Here is a 19166-nt window from a genome sequence, read left to right as displayed (position 1 = left end):
TCACCAGCTCCGGAAGCGCGCGGGCGGCGCGTACAGTCCGCCCGACCACGTGACCAGATCGTCGATGCTGCGCGCCGCGAGCAGCGAACGCTTCGCGTCGCCGCGCCGGATGCCGAGATCTTCCGGGTACGCGACGATGCCGCGCCGGCGCAATTCCGAGGTTTTCCCGGGCTTCGCGCGCAGGCCGATCGGCGTGACACCGGCCACCGCCGCGACCGCCGCGCGCCGCTCGTCGATGCCCTCGGCCTTGTGCAGATGCGCGATGCCCTCTTCGGTGACCACATGGCTCACGTCGTCGCCGTAGATCATCACCGGCGCGATCGGCATGCCGCTTTGTGCGCCGACGGCGACCGCGTCGAGTTCATCGACGAAGGTCGGCTCGCCGCCTTTCTTGTACGTTTCCGCGAGTTGCACGACGAGCTTCTGACCGCGCGACACCGCACCGTCGCCCTTCAACAGCTTCAGCCACGCCTCGCTCGAATGACGCCGGCCGCGCGGATCGTGGCCCATGTTCGGCGCGCCGCCAAAACCCGCGAGGCGTCCGCGCGTGACCGTCGACGAATTCGCGTCCGCGTCGATCTGCAGCGTCGAGCCGATGAACAGATCGACGCCGTATTGCCCGGCCAACTGACACAGCACGCGGTTCGAGCGCAGGCTGCCGTCGTTGCCGGTGAAGAACACATCGGGGCGCGCCTCGATATACGCCTCCATGCCGACCTCGCTGCCGAAACAATGGATGCTGTCGACCCAGCCCGATTCGATCGCGGGGATCATCGTCGGATGCGGATTGAGAGTCCAGTTGCGGCAAATTTTGCCTTTGAGGCCGAGCGATTCGCCGTAGGTGGGCAGCAGCAGTTCGATCGCCGCGGTATCGAAGCCAATGCCGTGATTCAGTGACGTGACGCCATACGGCGCGTAGATGCCGCGAATCACCATCATCGCGGTCAGCACCTGCAAGTCGCCGATATGGCGCGGATCGCGCGTGAACAGCGGCTCGACCGCGAACGGCCGGTCCGCCTGCACGACCACGTCGACCCACGAACCCGGAATGTCGACGCGCGGCAGTTCGTCGACGATCTCGTTGACCTGCACGATCACGATGCCGTGACGGAACGCGGCGGCCTCGGCGATCGTCGGCGTGTCCTCGGTATTCGGGCCGGTGTACAGATTGCCGTGCCGGTCGGCCTTATCCGCGCACAGCAGGGCAACGTGCGGCGTCAGGTCGACGAACATCCGCGCATACAGTTCGACATACGTATAGATCGCGCCGATTTCGAGTTGGCCGTCTTCGAGCAGTTGCGCGACGCGCAGACTCTGCGGCCCCGCGAACGAGAAATCGACCTTGTGCGCGATGCCGCGCTCGAACAGCGTCAGATGCTCAGGACGGCTAATGCTCGAAATCAGTAGATGCACGTCGTGCAGCTTGTGAGGATCAACGTTGGCGAGCGAGCGCGACAGGAAGTCGGCCTGTTTCTGGTTGTCGCCTTCGAGCGCGACGCGCTCGCCGGGCTGAATCAAGGTTTGGAGGGCATCGACGATGCGGTGTGCGGGTAGCACGCCGTTTTCGAGCCACGGCGCGATGGCCGCGAGGCGGCGCTTCTTTTCGTCGCGACGGGTCGTCCACGAGCGGGCGGTGGACAGCGAGGCGGCGGCTTCGGCGGGATGGTTCATCGGCTCGGTCATCGGCTGGGTCAGCTCCCGGTGGTGACGCGCGGGCGTCGGCCGCGCGGCTTCGGTTGATGCGCAAGCGCGGCTTCTTCGCGCGCGCGCTCGGTCAGAAAACGGTGCAGCAGCTCGCCGGTGCCGAGCAGATGCGCGACGACCAGCGACTGCGCTGCCGCGATATCGCGGCGCTCGACCGCTTCGAGCAGCGCCGCGTGCTCGTTGTCGGACTCGCCCTTGTACGACGGCAAGCCGAACTTCAGGCGCAGATAGCGTTCGCCGCGCCGGTGCAGCAACCCGATCATGTCCTCGAGCTGCGGCCGGCCGGCGGGCGCATAGAGACACATATGAAACGCGGCATTGCGCGTGACGTATAGCGACGGATCCTCTTCGCGCTCGGCGGCGCGGCACAAGTCCCTGGCTTCGCGCAGCGTCGCGGCGGTGTGATGCGGAATCGCAAGGCCGAGCGCGAGACTTTCGAGCGCCGAGCGGATCTCGTAGATCTCGCGCGCTTCGTTGGCGGACAGCGGCGCGACGGTCGCGCCTTTATTGACCGCCGCGCGTGCCCAGCCCTCGCTTTCGAGCTGGCGCAGCGCCTCACGCACGGGAATCGCACTGACCGAGAAATGCCGGGCAATCGCGTCCTGGCGCAGCGGGGCGCCAGGCGCGAGCGTGCCGTCGACGATCGCCGCGCGCAGCGCCTCCGCAATCATGTGCGAGGTACTTTCGCGCGGCGCGGCGGCCGGAAGAAACGAACCGGATATCGCGGCGTCCAGGGGAAAACCTTCGGTTGCATCGGTCATAGTATCAAATATTATATATAAAAAGAGGCGCATTTCAGCGCGGGCAAACCCGGAAGACTTGAACCAGATTCCCCCCGGCAATGTGCCCCCGCCGTTCTCTGATTGAGTTGTATGAGGACATCGCCGATCAATCAACTTCGGCAAGCCACCCCAAGCGCGCCCGTCCTTTTCTTCGTTACGTTCAACTATCGTAGGCCGGAGGAGCATGATGAATACAGTAACCGACCGACGAGCGGTCGCGCGTCAGCGCACGCCGCTCAATCGTTCGCAGATCGCAGGGTTCTGGGGCGCGTGGGCCGGCTGGACGCTCGACGGCATGGACTCGTTTATCTACGCGCTGGTGCTCACGCCCGCGCTGACCGAGCTGTTGCCGCGGTCGGGCGTCGCGGCGACACCGTCGAACGTCGGCCTCGCGGGCTCGATCCTGTTCGCGCTGTTTCTGGTCGGTTGGGGGCTGTCGTTCATCTGGGGACCGCTCGCCGATCGCTTCGGCCGCACCAAGGTGCTGGCGGCCACGATCTTTACGTTCGCGATTTTCACCGGGCTCGCCGCGACCTCGACCAATGTGTGGCAGCTCGGTATTTATCGCTTCATCGCGGGCGTCGGGATCGGTGGCGAATGGGCACTGGCGGGTACTTACGTCGCCGAGGCGTGGCCCGAGGATCGTCGCAAGATGGGCGCAGGTTATCTGCAGACCGGCTACTACGCGGGCTTCTTTCTCGCGGCTGCGCTCAATTACACGGTCGGCGTGCATTTCGGCTGGCGCGCGATGTTCCTGACAGGCGCTGTGCCGGTCGTCGTCGCGATTCTGATTCTGCTGCGCGTGAAGGAGCCGGAGAAGTGGCAGAAGGCCGACGCAAAGACGGTGCGCGCGAAGCCGCTGCGCGAGATCCTCGGACCGGCCTACCGGCGTCGCACGTGGGTCGCGTGCATTCTGCTGACGATCGCGATCATCGGACTGTGGGCGGGCGCTGTCTATGAACCGTCCGCGGTGATCCAGCTCGCCACGCGCGCCGGCATGTCGAAGGGCGATTCGATTCGCACCGCGTCGCTCGCAACCGGCCTGCTGTCGATCGGCACGATCCTCGGTTGTCTCGCGCTGCCTCCACTGGCCGAGCGCATCGGCCGCAAGATGACGCTCGCGGTGTACTTCGCGGGGATGGCGGTGTCGATCGCGGCGAGCTTCGGCTGGGCGTTCTATCTGCCGAACGGGCTCGCGCCGTTCATCGCGTGGCTGTTCGTGCTCGGCTTTTTCGGCGGCAACTTCGCGTTGTTCAGCCTGTGGCTGCCCGAGCAGTTCGAAACCCGCGTACGCGCGACCGCGTTTGCGTTCTGCACGTCGTTTGGGCGATTCGTCGGCGCGGGCGTCAACTTTCTGCTCGGCGCGGCGGTGCTGCATATGCAGACGCTGGGCGTGCCGCTCGCGTTGACCGCGCTCGTGTTCGTCCTCGGCCTGTTCGTGATTCCGTTCGCGCCGGAGACGCGCGGCGAGACTTTGCCGCAGTGACAGAGCGCATTAAAAGCCGGTGAGGGCGGCGCGCTTTACTTCGCGTGACTGCGCGCCCGCCCGGATTCAGCAGCGTGAGCAACGGCCAGCCGAGGTTGACGCCGAGGCTCGCGGTGACGATCAGCGCCATGCCCGCGAGTTGCGACAGCGACAGCGCACGGCCATACACGAGCGCATCCACGACGATGGCGGTCAGCGGATAAACGAACAGCAGCACCGCGATCACGGGCGTGCTGAGCTTGGGCAGCGCGCCGTAAATCAGCACATACGACAGTCCCGTGTGCAGCACGCCCATGCCGATCAGCCAGAACCACTGCATCGGACCAATATGCGTGAGCGTCAAAGGCGCGACCAGCGGCGCGATCAGCGGCAGGCAGATCACGCCGACCGCGCATTGCGTGAGCGTCAGCAGATGCGGGCGCAATTCGCCGAGGCTCTTCGCGATCAGCGTGACGCTCGCATACATCAGCGAGCCGAGCAGCGCTTCGCTCAAGCCGATCAGATAGCTGCTGTGGCCTTGCAGATTGCCGGCCGCGATCACGCCCGACGCGAGCACGAGCCCGACGAACGCCGTCGCGATCCAGCCGAGCCGGTCCGCGCCGAGCCGCTCGTTGAACAGCGCCGCGCCGATCAGCACGACCCAGAACGGCTGGACATGAAACACGACGGTCGCGACCGCGATGCTGGTGCGATGAATCGCATCGAAAAAGCCGACCCATTGCGTGACCATCAGAACGCCGGAGATCAGCGCAAGCACGACCGTGCGGGGCGTGAACTGCGCGCGCGTGAACACGCCCTTCCACGCGCAATACGCGGCGAGCGACACAAAGCCGAACAGGCAGCGGAAGAACACGAGCGTCAGTGCATCGAGCCGTGCCTCTTCGACGAAAACGCCGATCGTGCCCATCAGCAATCCGCCGCTCGCCAGCGTGATCGCGCCTTGCTGACGTGAGGTGAGGGACATGCGAAACGACTCCGTAAGATGATGCCTGCGAGTATTGCGCCGCTTGCGGACCGATCACAAACGAATTAAATTGAGCAATTCCATAAGCCACGTTGATAAGTCGTGAATCCTGAATTCGACGTCGATCTGCTGCGCAGCTTCGTCGCGGTCGCGGAGGCGGGCAGCTTTACGAAGGCGGCGGCGAGCGTGCATCGCTCGCAGGCGGCGGTCAGCATGCAGATCAAGCGCCTCGAAACGATGCTCGGCACGACGCTGTTCGCGCGCAACACGCGCAACCTGGCGCTGACGCGGCCCGGCAATACGCTGCTCGAATACGCGCGGCGGGCGCTCGCGTTGCAGGAGGAGGCGTGGTCGGCGATCGTGCGGCCCGAGGTGACCGGGCGCGTGGTGCTCGGCGCGCCGGACGACTACGTGTCGTCGCTGCTGTCGCCGGTGTTGCGGCGTTTCGCGACCCTGTATCCGCGCGTCGAGATCGAGATCGTCTGCGCGCAGAGCACGGCGCTCGCGCCGATGCTCGCCGACAACAAGATCGACCTCGCATTCGTCACGCGCGACCGCAGGTTGCGTGGCGAATTCGTGCGCAGCGAACCGATGGTGTGGGTGGGGGCGTCGGTCGACACGCCGGTGCTGAAGGCGTCGCCGTTGCCGGTGGGGTTGTACGAGCCGGGCTGCGTTGCGCGCCAGCACACGCTGGCCGCGTTGGATGGCGCGCGCATCCGTTATCGCGCGGCGTTCAGCAGCGCGAGCCTGATGGGGCTGGTCGCGACCGTGGATGCGGGATTGTCGGTGATTGCGCTGACACGTTGCAGCGTGCCACCGCGACTCGCAATCCTCGGTGACGCGCAAGGTCTGCCGAAAATCGCGCCGCTCGAAATCGTGGTCGCGCGCAGCGCGAAATCGGATCGGCCCACCTGCGATTATCTGGCGCAGCAGATGATGCAGGATCTGTCGTTGCGGTAGCTGCGAATGGCTGCCTCAGCCTTTTATGCACGCGAATAGGCGGTGACTTCTCCTTCGACCGCGAGCCGCACGCGCTCGCCGGGCCGCGGGCACAGATAACCGGGCACGCGCGCGCGCACCATCGTCCGCGTCGCGGACTGCAATTGCAGCGCGACGCTCGCGTCCTGCCCCTGGAAGATCACATCAGTGACGAGCGCGTCGTGCGCGACACCTGTGCGCGCGGTTTCATCGGCGCGCAGCACACGAATCTGCTCGGGACGCAGCATCACGTCGACCGCGCCATTGCCGACCGGTGCGGCCAGCGCGAGTTCGCCGAGCTCGCAGCTCGCGCGATCCTGTTGCGCGACGCCCGGCAACAACACCGCCTCGCCGACGAACGACGCAAGCTCGCGCGTCACCGGCCGGCGGTACAGCGCTTCGGGTGTCGCGGTCTGGATCAGCCGGCCGTCCCATAGCACCGCGACTTCATGCCCGAGCGACAACGCCTCGGACTGATCGTGCGTGACCAGCACGGCCGTCGCGCCGGCTGCGGCAAGCGCACTCGCGACCGCCTGGCGTGTCTCGACGCGCAACGCGGCGTCGAGCGACGAGAACGGCTCGTCGAGCATGACCAGCGTCGGCGCAGGCGCGAGCGCGCGGGCGAGCGCGACACGCTGTTGTTGACCGCCCGACAACTGCTGCGGCGCGCGCTCGCCGAAATGCGCGGGCAGGCCGACCAGCTCCAGCAGCTCGGCCACGCGATGCCGAGCGCGGCGCTGCGCGCGCGGCAGGCCGAACACGATGTTGTCCGCGACCGACAGATGCGGAAACAGCGCGCCTTCCTGCGGCACATAGCCGATGCGGCGTTGTTCGGACGGCACGTGCAGATCGTCGCCGACGACCCGCCGGCCGTCGATCTCGACACTGCCGCCGTCCGCGCGCTCGAAGCCGCACAACAGGCGCAGCAGCGTCGTCTTGCCGCTGCCCGAGGGCCCCAGCAGCGCGAGCAGCGTGCCGCGCTCGACAGAAAGGTCGATGCCATGCAGCACCGGGTGACCGTCGAACGATTTCCGCAGTCCGCGGATACGAAGTTCGCTCATGAAAATCCGAAGAAGGTCGAATAAACCAGCGATGAAAAAAGCCGGCGCGTGTTAGCCGCGCTCGCCCAGCAGCGCCGAGCGCCCGAGCAGCACGAACAGCAGCCCCGACGCGAACAGCGAGATGCCGGTCAGCAGTGCCGCATATGGCGCGGCGGCGGCGAACGCCATCGTCGACGTGTCGGCCCACACCTGGGTCGCGAGCGTTTGCGTGTCGAGCGGCGACAGCAGCAGCGTCGCATTCAGCTCGGTGACGACCGAGATGAACACCATCGCCGCGGCCGCGCCGAGCCCGGGGCCCGCGAGCGGCAGGACCACGCGCATGAGCGTCTGCGTCCCGTTCAGGCCGAGCGCGCGCGCGGTTTCCTCGAGGCGCGGCTGCGCCTGCATGAACGCGGCGCGCACGCTGACGAGCGCGACCGGCATGAACAGGATCGCGTAGGCGACGACCAGCAGCGTCGCGCTTTGATAGAGCGGCTGCAGCGCGTGCACCGCGAGCGATACGATCGCGAGCGCGATCACGAGCCCCGGCACGCCCTGCGCGAGAAACACGGTGCGCTCGAACAGCGTCGCGAAACGCGTCGGATAACGCACCAGCAGAAACGCGAGCGGCACCACGAGCACCGTGGTCAGCGCGGCGGCGGCGAGGCCGAAACCGAGCGACGACACCGTCGCGTTCCACAGCAGTTCGGGCGAGACATCGGCGGGCGTCACCGCGGCCGCGCCCGGCTGCGTGAGCCAGAAGCCGATCATGCCGAGCGGCACGCCGAGCGTCGCGAGCGTCAGCAGCGCAAAACCCGCGACGACGAGCCAGCGCCAAGCGCCGAGCTGGTAGCGCAGTACCGCGCGGCGCGTGCCGCGATCGACGCGCTCGTAGCGCGCCGCGCCGCGCACGCGAAACTCGAACGCGAGCACGACGAGGCAGATCACGATCAGCAGACACGCAAGCAGCGATGCGCCGCCGCCGTCGAAACCGATGCGGAATTCCGCGTAGATCTGCGTGGTGAACGTGCGAAAGCGCAGCAGCGTGAACGCGCCGAACTCCGATAGCACGCCGAGCGCGACGAGCAGCATGCCGCCGAGCAATGCCGGCCGCAGTTGCGGCAGCACGACGCGCACGAAGCCGGTCCAGCGGTTGCAGCCGAGCGCGCGCGCGCTTTCCTCGAGTGCCGGGTCCATGCCGCGCAACGCGGCGGCGACGGGCAGATAGACCAGCGGAAAATACGCACAGGTCAAGACGAGCAGCGCGCCGTTGAAGTCCTGCAAGTCCTCGCTCAACGACACCCACGCATAGCTCGAAATGAAGGCGGGCATCGCGAGCGGCGCGGCGCACAATACGGCCCACGCGCGGCGTCCCGGCAGATGCGTGCGTTCGACGAACCACGCGGCGGCCGTGCCCAGCACCGCGCAGACCAGCGTGGTCGTGACGGTAATCAACACCGTGTTGACGAGCAGCTCGCCGACGAGCGGCCGCCAGATCAGATCCAGCGCGTCGCCGATACCGAAGTTCACCGCGCGCCAGAACGTCAACGCAATCGGCAGCAGCACCAGCAAAGCGCTAAGTGCCGCCGCCGCAAACAGGCCGCGCGGCGCGCGCGTGCGTGCGCGAGCCGGGGCAGGAGGGACAGCCGGCGGACCGGCTGACAGTGCTTCGCTCATTTACAGTAGGCCTGCCTGACGCAGCAGCTTGCCGGCCTGGCTATCGTCGCCGAGCTGCTGGATCGTCAGCGTGGGCGGAGTCAGTTCGGCGAACGGTTTGAGGATCGGGTCCGGTGCGACGCCCGCGTGCAACGGATACTCGAACATCACGTGGCTGTTCGCCATCAACTGCTGTGCGCGTTCACCAACCAGATAGGCGAGAAACTTCTGCGCGCCGTCCGCGTTGTGCGCGGACTTCAGCACGGCCGCGCCCGATACGTTGACGAGCGCGCCGGCGTCGCCGTGGCCGAAGTGATAGATCGCGCTGCGGGTTTTCGCGTCGCCGATTTCCGCGTGCAGACGCGACCAGTAGTAGTTGTTGATCAGACCGGTCGCGACGGCGCCGCGATTGACCGCGGCGACCACGCCTTCGTCATCGTCGAAGATCTGCGAGTTGGCCTTCAGGCCCTTCAGCCATACGAGCGTTTGCTGTTCGCCCTTCAGCGCGAGCACGGCGCTCACGAGCGGCAGAAAATCGGCGTCGCTCGGCGCGATGCCGAGCTTGCCTTTCCATTCCGGCTTCGCGAGGTCGAACAGCGAAGCGGGCAACTGCGACGCCTGCAGCTTCGTCGTGTTGTACGCGAGCACGCTCTCGCGCGCGGTCACCGCGACCCACGCGCCGCTCGGCGAATTGAAGCGCGCCGGTACAGCGCCGAGCGTCGTTTCACCGACCTTCGCGAGCAGACCCCTTTCCTCGAGCAGCATCAGCTCCGGCGAGTTCTCCGTGAAGTACACGTCGGCAGGCGAGGCCGCGCCTTCCGCGACGATCTGCGCGGCGAGCGCCGGGCCTTCGCCGTTGCGGACTTTGACCGTGATGCCCGACTGCCTTTCGAAGTCCTTCGCGAGCAGATTGACGACCTGCTCGTGCTGCGCGTTGTACAGCGTGATCGACGCCGCATGGGCCGCCGACGACGGCATCGTCGCGAGCGCGGTGAGCGACAGCGCGGCGACGCTGCCGAGCGCGCGCAGACGGGTGGCAAACCAGGAATAAGCCATGTTGCAGGAGTCCATTTTGATTGTGTTGAGCGAGCCAGGCGCTGCGCGCCCGGCGTTCTTCATTTGCTGCATCACGTGTCGAACAGCCCGGCGCCGACATACGAACCCGGCTTCGCCCCCGGCGGCACGACGAAGATCGCGCTGCCGACGTGGGTCGTGAACTGGTTCATCATGTCGAACTTCGCGAGCCGGTCGTTGATCGGGATGAAGCCTGTGCGCGGGTCGCTCTGATGCGCGATGAAAATCAGCCCCGCGTCGTACTCGGTTTCCTGGCGCCACGGCGGCCAGCGCTCGATATAGAAGTTCGTGCCTTCGTTGTACGAATACGAGCGGCGCAGAATCTGCGCGCCGTTGTTGCTCGCCTGATTCGACAGACGCACGTGCGAGTTCTCCGGAATCAACGGATTGCCGTCCTTGTCCTCGGCCTTCAGGTCCACGGCGTCGAATTCGTGGTTCCCGCCGATCGGCGCGCCGCTGTACTTGTGGCGTCCGAATACCTGTTCCTGGAAGCCGAGCTCGGTGTTGTCCCAGTGCTCGAGCGTGATGCGGATGCGGCGCACGACCGTGTAGGTGCCGCCTTCCATCCACGGCGCGTCGTCGGTTGCGCGGGCCCACACGAACTGGTTCATCAGCTCAGGCTTCGCGGTCGACGGATTGTTGGTGCCGTCCTTGAAGCCCATCAGGTTGCGCGGCGTCTGACCGCGCGGACCGGACAGAAAACCGGCCTGGCCCCAGCGCATCGCCGCGACGCCGTAGGCGCGGCGCGACAGTTGGCGCACCGCGTGAAACGCGACCTGCGCGTCGTTCGCGCACGCCTGGATGAACAGGTCGCCGCCGGTCTTCTCCTTGATCAGCTGATCGCCGTTGAAGCGCGGCAGATCGACGAGCGCGGCGGGGCGGCGCGACGCGAGCCCGTAGCGGTCCTTACCGTCCTTCTCGAACAGGCCGGGGCCGAAGCCGAACGTGATCGTCAGACCGTTCGGGCCGAGGCCGAGCACGTCACCGGAATCGGGGGCGGCCTGGTTGTCGCCGCCGTCGCCGCCGTCGCCGGTCGACAGCGCGAAGGCCGTGCCGCCTCGCGTCAGGCGCGCGGCCGCTTCGGTCCACGTGCGCAACAGTGTGATTACTTCGTCGCGCTTGTCGGTGGTCAGATCGAGCGCGGCGACGTAGGTGTGACTCTGCTGCGGCGTGACGATGCCGCCTTGATGCGGGCCGTAGAACGGCTCGACCGCGAGCTGCGGATCGGTGTTCTGCGCGCTATGCGCGGGCGCTTTCGCGAGCGCTGCCTGCGAGCTCGCGAGCCCGGCGCCGAGAGTTGCGCCGAGACCCGCGCCGGCGGCGACCGCGGCGCCGCCCGCTTTCAGGAAGCCGCGTCGGGACGGCCGCGGGGGTTGATCGTTTGTCATGGTCACTTCATGTTCCTGAAGCCTGGGTGCTGCTCACTTCGCGAGCACCAGCGTATTCACGTCGTCCTCGACGTAGTAGAAGCCGTCGCCTTGCGGCGTCATCGCGATACCGAACAGGTCGCCGTTGCCGGGGGGCGACTGCGCCTTGTCGGTGTCGATCCAGCGTGCGTACAACTGCTTGCCGGTCGCCGGATCGATTTCGACGACCTGGCCGTTCAACGCGTTGGTCACGAGCAGGTGGCCGTTGGGCGCGGTGACCATCGCGAGCGGACGATGCAGCAGGCCGTCGGCGGTCAACTGGCGGCCGACGCCCGCGCTGCTGTCGCGCGTCAGCGGATCGTCGATCTCGGTGATGCGGTTGCCGATCGCGTCGGACACGTACAGCAGCTTCTGATCGGCCGACAGCGCAAGGCCGGTCGGCCCGACGAGGAACACGCCCTTGTCGGCCTGCGCGCCGAAGCCGCTGCCGATCACGGTTTCCTGCTTCACGACGGGCGGCTTGCCTTCCGGCACGTCGAGGTCGAGGCGCAGCACGGTGGCCTGCTTGAACACGGGCGGATTGCCTTGCGCGCCGCCGACGCCGAAGCCCGCGTTGCTGACGAACAGCGTCGCGCTCGTGCCGTTGTCGACGATCGCCATGTTGCCCCACGGATCGTTGATGTTCGGCGTCGAGATCGTCGACGCGATCTTGCCTTCCGGGTCGATCACGATCAGGCAGCCAGCGCCCTTGGTGCCGGTCGTGCCGTCGTTGCTCGGCGTGCTGCCGACGATCACCCAGCCCGACTTCAGCATCGTCATCGCGGTCGACAAGCCGATGCCGCCCGGGCATTCCTTCAGATCGCGCGGCACGGTCGCGAACACCGTCATCTGTCTGGTGTCCGGGTGATAGTCGATGATCGTGCTGCCGGTGCCCTGCAGGTTCGTCGAGTTGTTGAAGTTGCCGACCAGCACGTCGCCTTTCTTCACGGTGCCCGCGCTGACCGGCGCGACCACGAGCGCGTACGGATTCTGGTCGCCGTTATCCGGCACGGTGTTGATCAGCGTCGTGTGACGCTTGATCGTTTCAAGGAAACCTTGCGGCTCAGCCTGCACGCTGGCGGCCATCGTGAGAGCGGCGGCGCCGGCCATCGCGGCGAGCAGGGCTCGCGCGGCGCGCGATGAAAACTTGCGCGTGAGTTGGTTCACGATTGGGCCTCCGTGCGGGCGCACAAAGCGGTAGTGGCGGTGACGATCGAAAGCATGAACAGTGCTGGTCCGGTTACGTGGAGTTGCGTGTGCTAGCTGGGTTAAGAGCGCGCGGCGGGCAGCCTCAGAAGTTGATGATGGTCCGTACGCCGACGACGAAGGTATTGCGCAGCGGCTGCGTCGGGTCGGTCGGGTTCTGGCCCGCGCCGGCATTGAACGTGTATTGGGCGTCGGCCTGCAGCTGCCACCACGGATTGACCTGGTACTGGTAGGTCGCTTCGAGCGCGGTTTCGCTGGTGCGCACGCCGTACGGGCTGCCGTTGAATGCCAGGAAGTCTTGATCGAGTCCGTTTACGTGACTGCCGATCTTGATGTAGGTCAGCGCGAGGCCGGCGCTGTCGTTGTCGCGGCCTTTGAACGGCGCCTTCAGCACCACGCCGAGGTTGGCCGCGACGCTCACGAGGTTGCGATCACCCGGCGCGCCCATCACGCGCGCGAACACGCCGAGGCTGCGCGGTGCGTCGGGGTCGGGGCGCCACACCATCTGGTCGGCGACCGCGTAGAAGCTGTAGTTGCCGCGGTGATTGGCGGGAATGGCGGTCGAGCCCGGATTCGCGAGCGACAGCCCCATGTTGTCGTAACGCTGATCGGCGAACTTGTTGGTGTTGTACCAGACGCCTAGTTTGTAGGTGCCCGGCAAACCGCCGCCGCCCTTGCCGACCATTTCGCCTTCGGCCGGCTGGTTGATCGAATACTGCAACTCGCCGATCCACAACGCGCCGTTATGCAGGTTGAAGTTCGTGCCGCTCATGTTGTTCGGGTCGTTGCCGAGCGGGTCGCCCGAATACACACCGGCAAGCGCGGTCAACGAAGGCGTGATCTGGCCGCGCACGCGCACGCCGAGACCCGCGAGCGGATAGGCGGGACCGCCCGACGGCATGTCGTACGAGGGCAGTGCGGGCCAGCCGAACATCGTGTTGAGGAACAGGGCCGCATACGTGCTCGTGATGAATTCCTGGTCGAGACTCTGCTGACCGATCTTCACGTCGACGCGCTTGTTCAGGAACGACTGCTGATACCAGAGTTCCCACAGGCGGGTCGCGTCGGCGGCCTCGATGCCGCTCGCCGTGTTCAGCGTGCCGAGCTTGTTCGCGCTCAGGTTCGCGCCGTGAATCTGCAGCGCGCTGACGTTGAAGAGGCCGCCCGGCAGGCCGAACGCCTTTTGCGTATCCATCTGCAAGGTGGCGGTGGTCAGCCCGTCGTAATCGGCGCCGCGTTCGAGACCGCCGCGCAGATTGGCCAGCACTTCGCTGGTTTCGGTCAGCGTGAAGGTCATGCCGTACTTGCCGAGCCACGGACGCAGGCCGCCCATGTCGCCGAGCAATTGCTGGCGGTTCCAGAGGCCCGTCCACTGGTTGGTCTGCGTCGCCTGAATGTTCAGGTCGGCTTCAGCGGCTTCCGGATTCGCGTCGGGATTGGCTTCGGCCAGCGCCGAGTGGGCGCTCAACGAGGCCCACGCGAAAGCCGTGCACAGTGCAACGTGCCGCATCGAAGGCAAACGCGTACGATGAGTTGCGCCTGTAGCTGCGGAAGAGTCGCAAAAAGGACGCGCTTTGGCGCGCGGTCCATTGAGTTGGGCGAACTTCATCGAAATCCTTTTAGTGTTGTTTCGACCGTTGCGATCAATTTGCGACTGCCTGGCGCGACATCGCGTGTTGTCCGAGGCTGCCAAAGCGGCTGATGGCGTGATCGTACGCAGGCGCGTTACGGGAGTCAACACAAATGAGAACGATTCGCAACAATATCGCTGGCATGTAATTCCCGGATTTACGGACTGCTCTTAAACTTTATGCGGGCGTAAGCAGGTATTAATTAAAACGTAATCGAAACGTTTTGATGTGGTCAGGCCGAACGTGCGAAAGCGCGAGATGTCGAAGCGCACGAGTCACCCCGAAAGTCAAAGTAAGGAGGTAGAAATGAGCAAGCGCAGTCTTCTGGTTTCGTTGCTGGTGAGCGGCGGTCTGTTGTTGGGCGGCGCGGCGCACGCGCAGTTGAATCTGAAGCAGTTCGGCATCGGCGGCGGTGATAACCCGGCGGGTGGCGGCGTGTCGTCGGGCGGCATGTCACAGCTGTTGCAGAGCTACGTGGGCGCGAACCAGCAGGTGCTGAGCGGTCAATCGAGTCTCGCGTCGGCGATGGGCATGACGAGTGCGGCCGGCCAGGCGCAGCAGGCGGCGGGACTCTTGAGCGGCGGCGCGCCGTCGGTCAGTCAGTTGACGCAGGCCGGTAGCACGCAGCAGTCGCTGTCGCAGAAGCTGACCGAAGCGTTCGCCAGTCATGCAAGTGGCGGCGCGTCTGCGACGCCGGTCAACAAGGAAGCGTTCACCGAGGGGCTATCGTCGCTCGGCAAGGGCGTGAGCCAGTATTCGAGCTTGCAGTCGGGGCTCGGCAGCCTCGGTCAGATGAGTCCGTCGTCGCTGCTGCAATCGGGCCTCAATCCGCAGACCGCGCAAAGCGCTTCGTATATCGCGCAATCGGCGCCTGGGCAGTTGCAGTCGCTGATGTCGACGCTGAGCTCGGCCGTGCAGTTCGCGTCGAGCCACGGCATTACCGTGCCGTCGATCGCGACATCGGCGTTGAAAGGGCTATAGGCGCATTTGCGCTTCGCCACGCGCGGTCGCTGCGGAGCCCAAAGCCGCTATGATCGCGTCGAACCCGCAACCCAACCGGAATTCCGCCGATGTCCCACTCCGTCAATCTGGAAAACTACTTCGCCCGGATCGGCTATCAGGGCCCGCGCGCCGCCACGCTCGACGTGCTGCGGGCGATTCACCGGCTCCATCCCGCCGCGATCCCGTTCGAGAACCTGAACCCGTTGATGCGCCGACCGGTCAGGCTCGATCCCGAAGCCGTCGAACGCAAGCTCGTGACCGACAAGCGCGGTGGCTACTGCTTCGAGCAGAACATTCTGTTCGCGAACGTGCTGATGCAACTCGGCTTCAAGGTCACGCCGATGCTTGCGCGCGTCGTGTGGGGCCGCGCGCCCGGCACGATTGCGCCGCGTACGCATATGGTGTTGCGCGTCGATATCGACGGCGACGAATGGATCGCCGACGTCGGCTTCGGCGCCGTGACGCTGACCGCGCCGCTGCGGCTGACCCCCGGCCTCGCGCAGCCGATTCCGCTCGGCACGTTCCGTCTCGCCGACGCCGGGCACGACACCGTCTATCTGGAGGTGCTGGCGCCGGACGAGAGCTGGACCCGCGTTTATCACGTCGATCTGCGCGCAGTCGAGTGGGTCGATTATGAAATCTCGAACTGGTACACGTCGACGTCGCCGGATTCGAAGTTCGTGCAGAACCTGCTGGCGTGCCGCGTGTTGCCCGAACTGCGCCTCGCGCTATTGAACGATCAGTACAACGAGCGCGACGCACAAGGGCGGATCGTCAACGAACGGCGCCTCGCGAGCGCCGCCGAACTCGCCGACTGTCTGCGTGAGCGCTTCGGTTTGAATCTGGAGGACATCGATATCGCCGACGTGTTCGAGCGCGTGCGCACGCGCGACGACAGCGCGTAACCAGACCGCACGAGGCAGCCGCAAATGCTCACGCGTTTGATCCTGCAATCGCTGGCGTGGCTGGCGTTCATGGGCGTGCTGCTGTTCGGCGCGGCCGGCACGCTCGCGTGGCCGGCCGCGTGGTGGTATCTGCTCGAACTGGCGGTATTGAGCCTGTGGCTCGGCTTGTGGCTCGCGCGTCATGATCCCGCGCTGCTCGCGGAGCGGCTCGCGCCGCTCGTGCAGGCGCAGCAGAGCCGCTGGGATCGTGTGTTCATGGCCGCGGTCGGGGCCGCGTGGTGCGGCTGGCTGATCCTGATGGGCTTCGACGCGATGCGCTTTCGCTGGTCCGCGCCGCTGCCGGTGTGGCTCATGGGCTTCGGCGCGCTGTGCGTGTTCGTGTGCATCTTCATGTGCCGTTTCGTGTTTCGCGCGAACAGCTATGCGGCGCCGGTCGTCAAGATTCAGGCGAGCCGCGGGCACAAGGTCGCCGACACTGGCCCTTACGCGTACGTCCGTCATCCGATGTACGCGGCCGCGCTGGTGTTCTTCGTCGGCACCCCGCTGCAGCTCGGCTCGTGGTGGGGGCTCGCGGCGCTGCCCGTAATGGCGTACGGCATGGGCTGGCGCGCGGTGCGCGAGGAGCGGCTGCTCGCCGGGCAACTCGACGGCTACACCGAATACATGGCTCGTGTGCGTTACCGTTTCGTGCCGTTCATCTGGTAGCGCGTCCCAGTGGTCTCGCCGCTGTCGAACCGGGTAAGATTGGGCCCGGCCGACGGAGAACCGGCCACGGTGTACCTCATGTACCACCGGCGAACCACCGATGAGGTTTGGAGTGAAAACAACGACGCAGGCGCACAAAACATCCGCCGCACAGGCCGAGCGGAACCAGGAGTCCGCCATCCGCGATAACGACCGCGACACGCCGGTCAAGGCAATGCCCGCCTACGAGCAGATCAAACGCTACGTGGTTCAGCGCATCAGTGAAGGCGCATGGAAGCCGGGCGGACTGATTCCTTCCGAAACGGAACTGGTCAAGGAGTTCGGCGTCGCGCGCATGACGGTGTCGCGCGCGCTGCGCGAGTTGACGGCCGAGCGTGTGCTGACGCGCGTGCAAGGCTCGGGCACCTTCGTCGCGCCGCGGCGGTATGAATCGACGGTGCTGGAGATCCGCAATATCGCCGATGAAATCGCCGCGCGCGGTCATCGTCATTCGGCGCGCGTGCTGACGCTCGAACCGAGCGACGATGCCGATGCGCTCCAAGCGCTCGGTCTCGCGAGCGGCCCCGCGTTTCATTCGTGCATCGTGCACAGCGAGGAGGGCGAGCCGATCCAGTACGAGGACCGCTTCGTCAATCCGCAGGTGTTCCCTGATTATCTGCGCCAGGACTTCTCGGTCGAAACCCCGAATCACTACATGGTGCGGCTCGCGCCCGTGCAGCGCGCCGAGTTTCGCATCTATGCGCAGAAGCCGGACGCCTATGTGCGCCGTCATCTGATGATGGATATCGGCGAGCCGTGTCTGCTGCTGTGGCGGCGTACGTGGGTCGGCGAGAACGTCGCGACGTCGGTGCGGCTATGGCATCCGGCGTCGCGTTTTCATCTGGCGGGGACCGTGTAGTACGGTGCCTGAAGCGCGCGTTACCCCTGGCGCTGCGACGTACTCGGCGAAAAGCGGCAACCGAGCCGGTAGCGTGAACCCGGATGCACGAAGCGCGCGAACGTCACGGCGACGCTGCCCGTCCACGTGCGGCGCGTCAGCGTCAGGCACGGTTCCTCGGCGTGAATTTCGAGCAGCTCGGCTTCGGCGGGCGTCGGCAGCGCCGCGTCGACCACGTGTTCGAGATCGTGCATCGGCACGACCGTCAGCAGATACTCGGACGGCTTGAGCGCCGAAAAATCGTGCTGCAGAAAATCCGGCGCGACGGCCGGATTCACATAGCGATCTTCGAGCTGCACCGGCAGGCCGTTCTCGCGATGCACGCAGATCACATGAAACACCGAAGCACCCGGCGCCAGCCCCAATGCGTTCGACACCGTGACTGACGCGGTCTCGCGCTGCAACAGCACCATATCGCAACGATACGCGTGGCCGCGCGAGCGGATCTCGTCGCCGATATGGGCGATCATCAATAGCGTGGACTGCGGCTTGTTCGGCGCGACGAAAGTACCGACGCCCGATACGCGCGTGACGAGCCCCGCGTCTGCGAGCTCGCGCAGCGCGCGGTTGACCGTCATGCGCGAGACGCCGAGCGTCGCGACGAGGTCGAGTTCAGAAGGCAGACGGTCGCCCGCCTGGCGTTCGCCCGATTCGATGATCTGGCGGATATGCTGCTTGACCTGTTCGTAGCGCGCGGCCGGCGCCTCGTCGCTGCCGCGCGCGATTCTGGCCGTGGCGCTGGCCGCGTTAGCGGAGGATTTGCGGTGAGGCTTGTTGCGAACGGTGGCGCTCATAGCGGCCTGGTGTCGTCGGGGCCGCGGGTCCAGAACGCATTGCGGTCGAAATAGTTTTGCAGAAACTGCCGCAGGCGCGGCTGCGCGGCATCGTGAAACACGTCACGCGGTTTGCCCTGCACGGCAATGCGACCTTGATCGATGAACACGACCTTGTCGGCGACCTGCGCGGCAAAGCCCATTTCGTGCGTGACCACGGCCATCGTCATGCCGTCGCGCGCGAGCTGCTTCATCACCTGCAGTACTTCGCCGACGAGCTCCGGATCGAGCGCCGAAGTTGGTTCGTCGAACAGCATGATGTGCGGCTCCATCGCGAGCGCGCGCGCGATCGCGACGCGCTGCTGCTGACCGCCTGACAGTTTCGCCGGATATGCGTCGCCCTTGTGCGCGAGGCCGACGGTCTCCAGCATCACGTTCGCGCGGCGGCGCGCTTCGTCGTGCGACAGGCGCCGCACGCGCAGCAGCGCCTCCATCACGTTGCCGAGCGCGCTCATGTGCGGCCACAGGTTGAACTGCTGGAACACCATGCCGACGTTGCGGCGCACGCGGTTGATGTCGCCCTGCGACGCACGCACGCGTTTGCCGTTGCGTTCGGTATAGCCGAGCAGTTCGCCTTCGATGCGCACGTCGCCGTGATCGTAGGTTTCGAGCGCGGCGAGGCAGCGCAGCAGCGTGCTCTTGCCTGAGCCCGACGGCCCGATGATGCAGACCACTTCGGAACGCGCGATGTCGAGATCGATGCCGCGCAGCACCTCGACATCACCGAAGCGTTTGCGCAGATCGCGCACTTCGATCAGCGGCGCGGCATTCGGCGCGTTCGCCGTTGCGCTGGCGGACGACGCGGCAGATTGCGCGGAGGAAGGCATGTCGGCGATGGCGTTCATAGGTGTCCCGGA

Annotated in this window: 16 protein-coding genes and 1 pseudogene; 6 read left to right on the top strand and 11 right to left on the bottom strand. The window is 66.0% G+C overall.

Annotation, left to right across the window (positions count from 1 at the left end; all coding sequences use genetic code 11):
- Positions 1-1671 (bottom strand): malonate decarboxylase subunit alpha, encoded by a 1671-nt coding sequence (gene mdcA / locus OKW43_RS01275; RefSeq protein ID WP_187636901.1) that lies wholly within the window; start codon positions 1669-1671, stop codon positions 1-3.
- Positions 1672-1691: 20 nt separating this feature from the next.
- The gene (locus tag OKW43_RS01270) at positions 1692-2465 is read right to left on the bottom strand and encodes a GntR family transcriptional regulator (RefSeq protein WP_429444707.1); all 774 of its coding nucleotides are present in this window, start codon (positions 2463-2465) and stop codon (positions 1692-1694) included.
- A 208-nt stretch (positions 2466-2673) separates the two neighbouring features.
- Here OKW43_RS01270 and OKW43_RS01265 point away from each other — a divergent pair, with 208 nt between their 5' ends.
- Positions 2674-3972: an MFS transporter gene (locus OKW43_RS01265; RefSeq protein ID WP_429444705.1), complete on the top strand. Its 1299-nt coding sequence runs from the start codon at positions 2674-2676 to the stop codon at positions 3970-3972.
- 49 nt (positions 3973-4021) lie between these two features.
- On the opposite strand, the pseudogene OKW43_RS01260 reads toward OKW43_RS01265, so the two are convergent.
- Positions 4022-4936 (bottom strand): annotated as a pseudogene (locus tag OKW43_RS01260) (DMT family transporter); the annotation flags it as partial.
- Between the two features lie 102 nt (positions 4937-5038).
- Between OKW43_RS01260 and OKW43_RS01255 the strand changes: the two are divergent.
- A complete protein-coding gene (locus OKW43_RS01255; protein ID WP_187636835.1) occupies positions 5039-5896 on the top strand; it encodes a LysR family transcriptional regulator in 858 nt (285 codons plus the stop codon).
- Positions 5897-5919: 23 nt separating this feature from the next.
- Here OKW43_RS01255 and OKW43_RS01250 read toward each other — a convergent pair whose 3' ends face one another.
- From OKW43_RS01250 to OKW43_RS01225, 6 genes are all read right to left on the bottom strand, one after another.
- Positions 5920-6975, bottom strand: a complete 1056-nt coding sequence (locus OKW43_RS01250) for an ABC transporter ATP-binding protein (protein WP_187636836.1) — start codon at positions 6973-6975, stop codon at positions 5920-5922.
- Between the two features lie 51 nt (positions 6976-7026).
- On the bottom strand, positions 7027-8631 hold the full coding sequence (locus OKW43_RS01245) for an ABC transporter permease (protein ID WP_429444701.1): 1605 nt from the start codon (positions 8629-8631) through the stop codon (positions 7027-7029).
- On the bottom strand, positions 8632-9666 hold the full coding sequence (locus tag OKW43_RS01240) for an iron ABC transporter substrate-binding protein (RefSeq protein WP_429444699.1): 1035 nt from the start codon (positions 9664-9666) through the stop codon (positions 8632-8634).
- 71 nt (positions 9667-9737) lie between these two features.
- Positions 9738-11072 (bottom strand): iron uptake transporter deferrochelatase/peroxidase subunit, encoded by a 1335-nt coding sequence (gene efeB / locus OKW43_RS01235; protein WP_429444697.1) that lies wholly within the window; start codon positions 11070-11072, stop codon positions 9738-9740.
- A 33-nt stretch (positions 11073-11105) separates the two neighbouring features.
- Positions 11106-12200: a hypothetical protein gene (locus OKW43_RS01230; RefSeq protein ID WP_429447287.1), complete on the bottom strand. Its 1095-nt coding sequence runs from the start codon at positions 12198-12200 to the stop codon at positions 11106-11108.
- Positions 12201-12381: 181 nt separating this feature from the next.
- Positions 12382-13905 (bottom strand): carbohydrate porin, encoded by a 1524-nt coding sequence (locus OKW43_RS01225; protein WP_429444696.1) that lies wholly within the window; start codon positions 13903-13905, stop codon positions 12382-12384.
- A 328-nt stretch (positions 13906-14233) separates the two neighbouring features.
- Between OKW43_RS01225 and OKW43_RS01220 the strand changes: the two genes are divergently transcribed.
- From OKW43_RS01220 to hutC (OKW43_RS01205), 4 genes are all read left to right on the top strand, one after another.
- The gene (locus tag OKW43_RS01220; RefSeq protein WP_429444694.1) at positions 14234-14908 is read left to right on the top strand and encodes a hypothetical protein; all 675 of its coding nucleotides are present in this window, start codon (positions 14234-14236) and stop codon (positions 14906-14908) included.
- A gap of 89 nt (positions 14909-14997) precedes the next feature.
- Positions 14998-15834, top strand: a complete 837-nt coding sequence (locus OKW43_RS01215; protein ID WP_429444692.1) for an arylamine N-acetyltransferase family protein — start codon at positions 14998-15000, stop codon at positions 15832-15834.
- Between the two features lie 24 nt (positions 15835-15858).
- Entirely contained in the window at positions 15859-16539 is a 681-nt protein-coding gene (locus OKW43_RS01210; protein ID WP_187636844.1) for a methyltransferase family protein, read from the top strand.
- Positions 16540-16651: 112 nt separating this feature from the next.
- Positions 16652-17437, top strand: coding sequence for a histidine utilization repressor (hutC, locus tag OKW43_RS01205; protein WP_187636845.1), 786 nt, complete (start codon positions 16652-16654; stop codon positions 17435-17437).
- A gap of 20 nt (positions 17438-17457) precedes the next feature.
- On the opposite strand, the gene hutC (OKW43_RS01200) is transcribed toward hutC (OKW43_RS01205), so the two are convergent.
- Positions 17458-18270, bottom strand: a complete 813-nt coding sequence (gene hutC, locus OKW43_RS01200) for a histidine utilization repressor (RefSeq protein ID WP_429444689.1) — start codon at positions 18268-18270, stop codon at positions 17458-17460.
- Positions 18267-19154, bottom strand: a complete 888-nt coding sequence (locus OKW43_RS01195) for an amino acid ABC transporter ATP-binding protein (protein WP_429444687.1) — start codon at positions 19152-19154, stop codon at positions 18267-18269. The genes hutC (OKW43_RS01200) and OKW43_RS01195 overlap by 4 nt, the downstream gene beginning before the upstream one ends.
- Between the last annotated feature and the right edge of the window lie 12 nt (positions 19155-19166).

Source organism: Paraburkholderia sp. WC7.3g (genome assembly GCF_050436345.1).
GTDB classification, from domain to species: domain Bacteria; phylum Pseudomonadota; class Gammaproteobacteria; order Burkholderiales; family Burkholderiaceae; genus Paraburkholderia; species Paraburkholderia podalyriae.
This window is presented reverse-complemented; position numbering and strand designations above follow the sequence as displayed.

What these genes read in the sequence shown, in the direction of transcription:
- OKW43_RS01270 (WP_429444707.1), bottom strand. Translation starts at nt 2,465, where the DNA reads ATGACCGATGCAACCGAAGGTTTTCCCCTGGACGCCGCGATATCCGGT.
- efeB (WP_429444697.1), bottom strand. Translation starts at nt 11,072, where the DNA reads ATGACAAACGATCAACCCCCGCGGCCGTCCCGACGCGGCTTCCTGAAA.
- OKW43_RS01215 (WP_429444692.1), top strand. Translation starts at nt 14,998, where the DNA reads ATGTCCCACTCCGTCAATCTGGAAAACTACTTCGCCCGGATCGGCTAT.
- OKW43_RS01210 (WP_187636844.1), top strand. Translation starts at nt 15,859, where the DNA reads ATGCTCACGCGTTTGATCCTGCAATCGCTGGCGTGGCTGGCGTTCATG.
- OKW43_RS01225 (WP_429444696.1), bottom strand. Translation starts at nt 13,905, where the DNA reads ATGAAGTTCGCCCAACTCAATGGACCGCGCGCCAAAGCGCGTCCTTTT.
- OKW43_RS01245 (WP_429444701.1), bottom strand. Translation starts at nt 8,631, where the DNA reads ATGAGCGAAGCACTGTCAGCCGGTCCGCCGGCTGTCCCTCCTGCCCCG.
- OKW43_RS01195 (WP_429444687.1), bottom strand. Translation starts at nt 19,154, where the DNA reads ATGAACGCCATCGCCGACATGCCTTCCTCCGCGCAATCTGCCGCGTCG.
- OKW43_RS01230 (WP_429447287.1), bottom strand. Translation starts at nt 12,200, where the DNA reads ATGGCCGGCGCCGCCGCTCTCACGATGGCCGCCAGCGTGCAGGCTGAG.
- OKW43_RS01220 (WP_429444694.1), top strand. Translation starts at nt 14,234, where the DNA reads ATGAGCAAGCGCAGTCTTCTGGTTTCGTTGCTGGTGAGCGGCGGTCTG.
- mdcA (WP_187636901.1), bottom strand. Translation starts at nt 1,671, where the DNA reads ATGAACCATCCCGCCGAAGCCGCCGCCTCGCTGTCCACCGCCCGCTCG.
- OKW43_RS01240 (WP_429444699.1), bottom strand. Translation starts at nt 9,666, where the DNA reads ATGGCTTATTCCTGGTTTGCCACCCGTCTGCGCGCGCTCGGCAGCGTC.
- OKW43_RS01265 (WP_429444705.1), top strand. Translation starts at nt 2,674, where the DNA reads ATGAATACAGTAACCGACCGACGAGCGGTCGCGCGTCAGCGCACGCCG.
- OKW43_RS01250 (WP_187636836.1), bottom strand. Translation starts at nt 6,975, where the DNA reads ATGAGCGAACTTCGTATCCGCGGACTGCGGAAATCGTTCGACGGTCAC.
- hutC (WP_429444689.1), bottom strand. Translation starts at nt 18,270, where the DNA reads ATGAGCGCCACCGTTCGCAACAAGCCTCACCGCAAATCCTCCGCTAAC.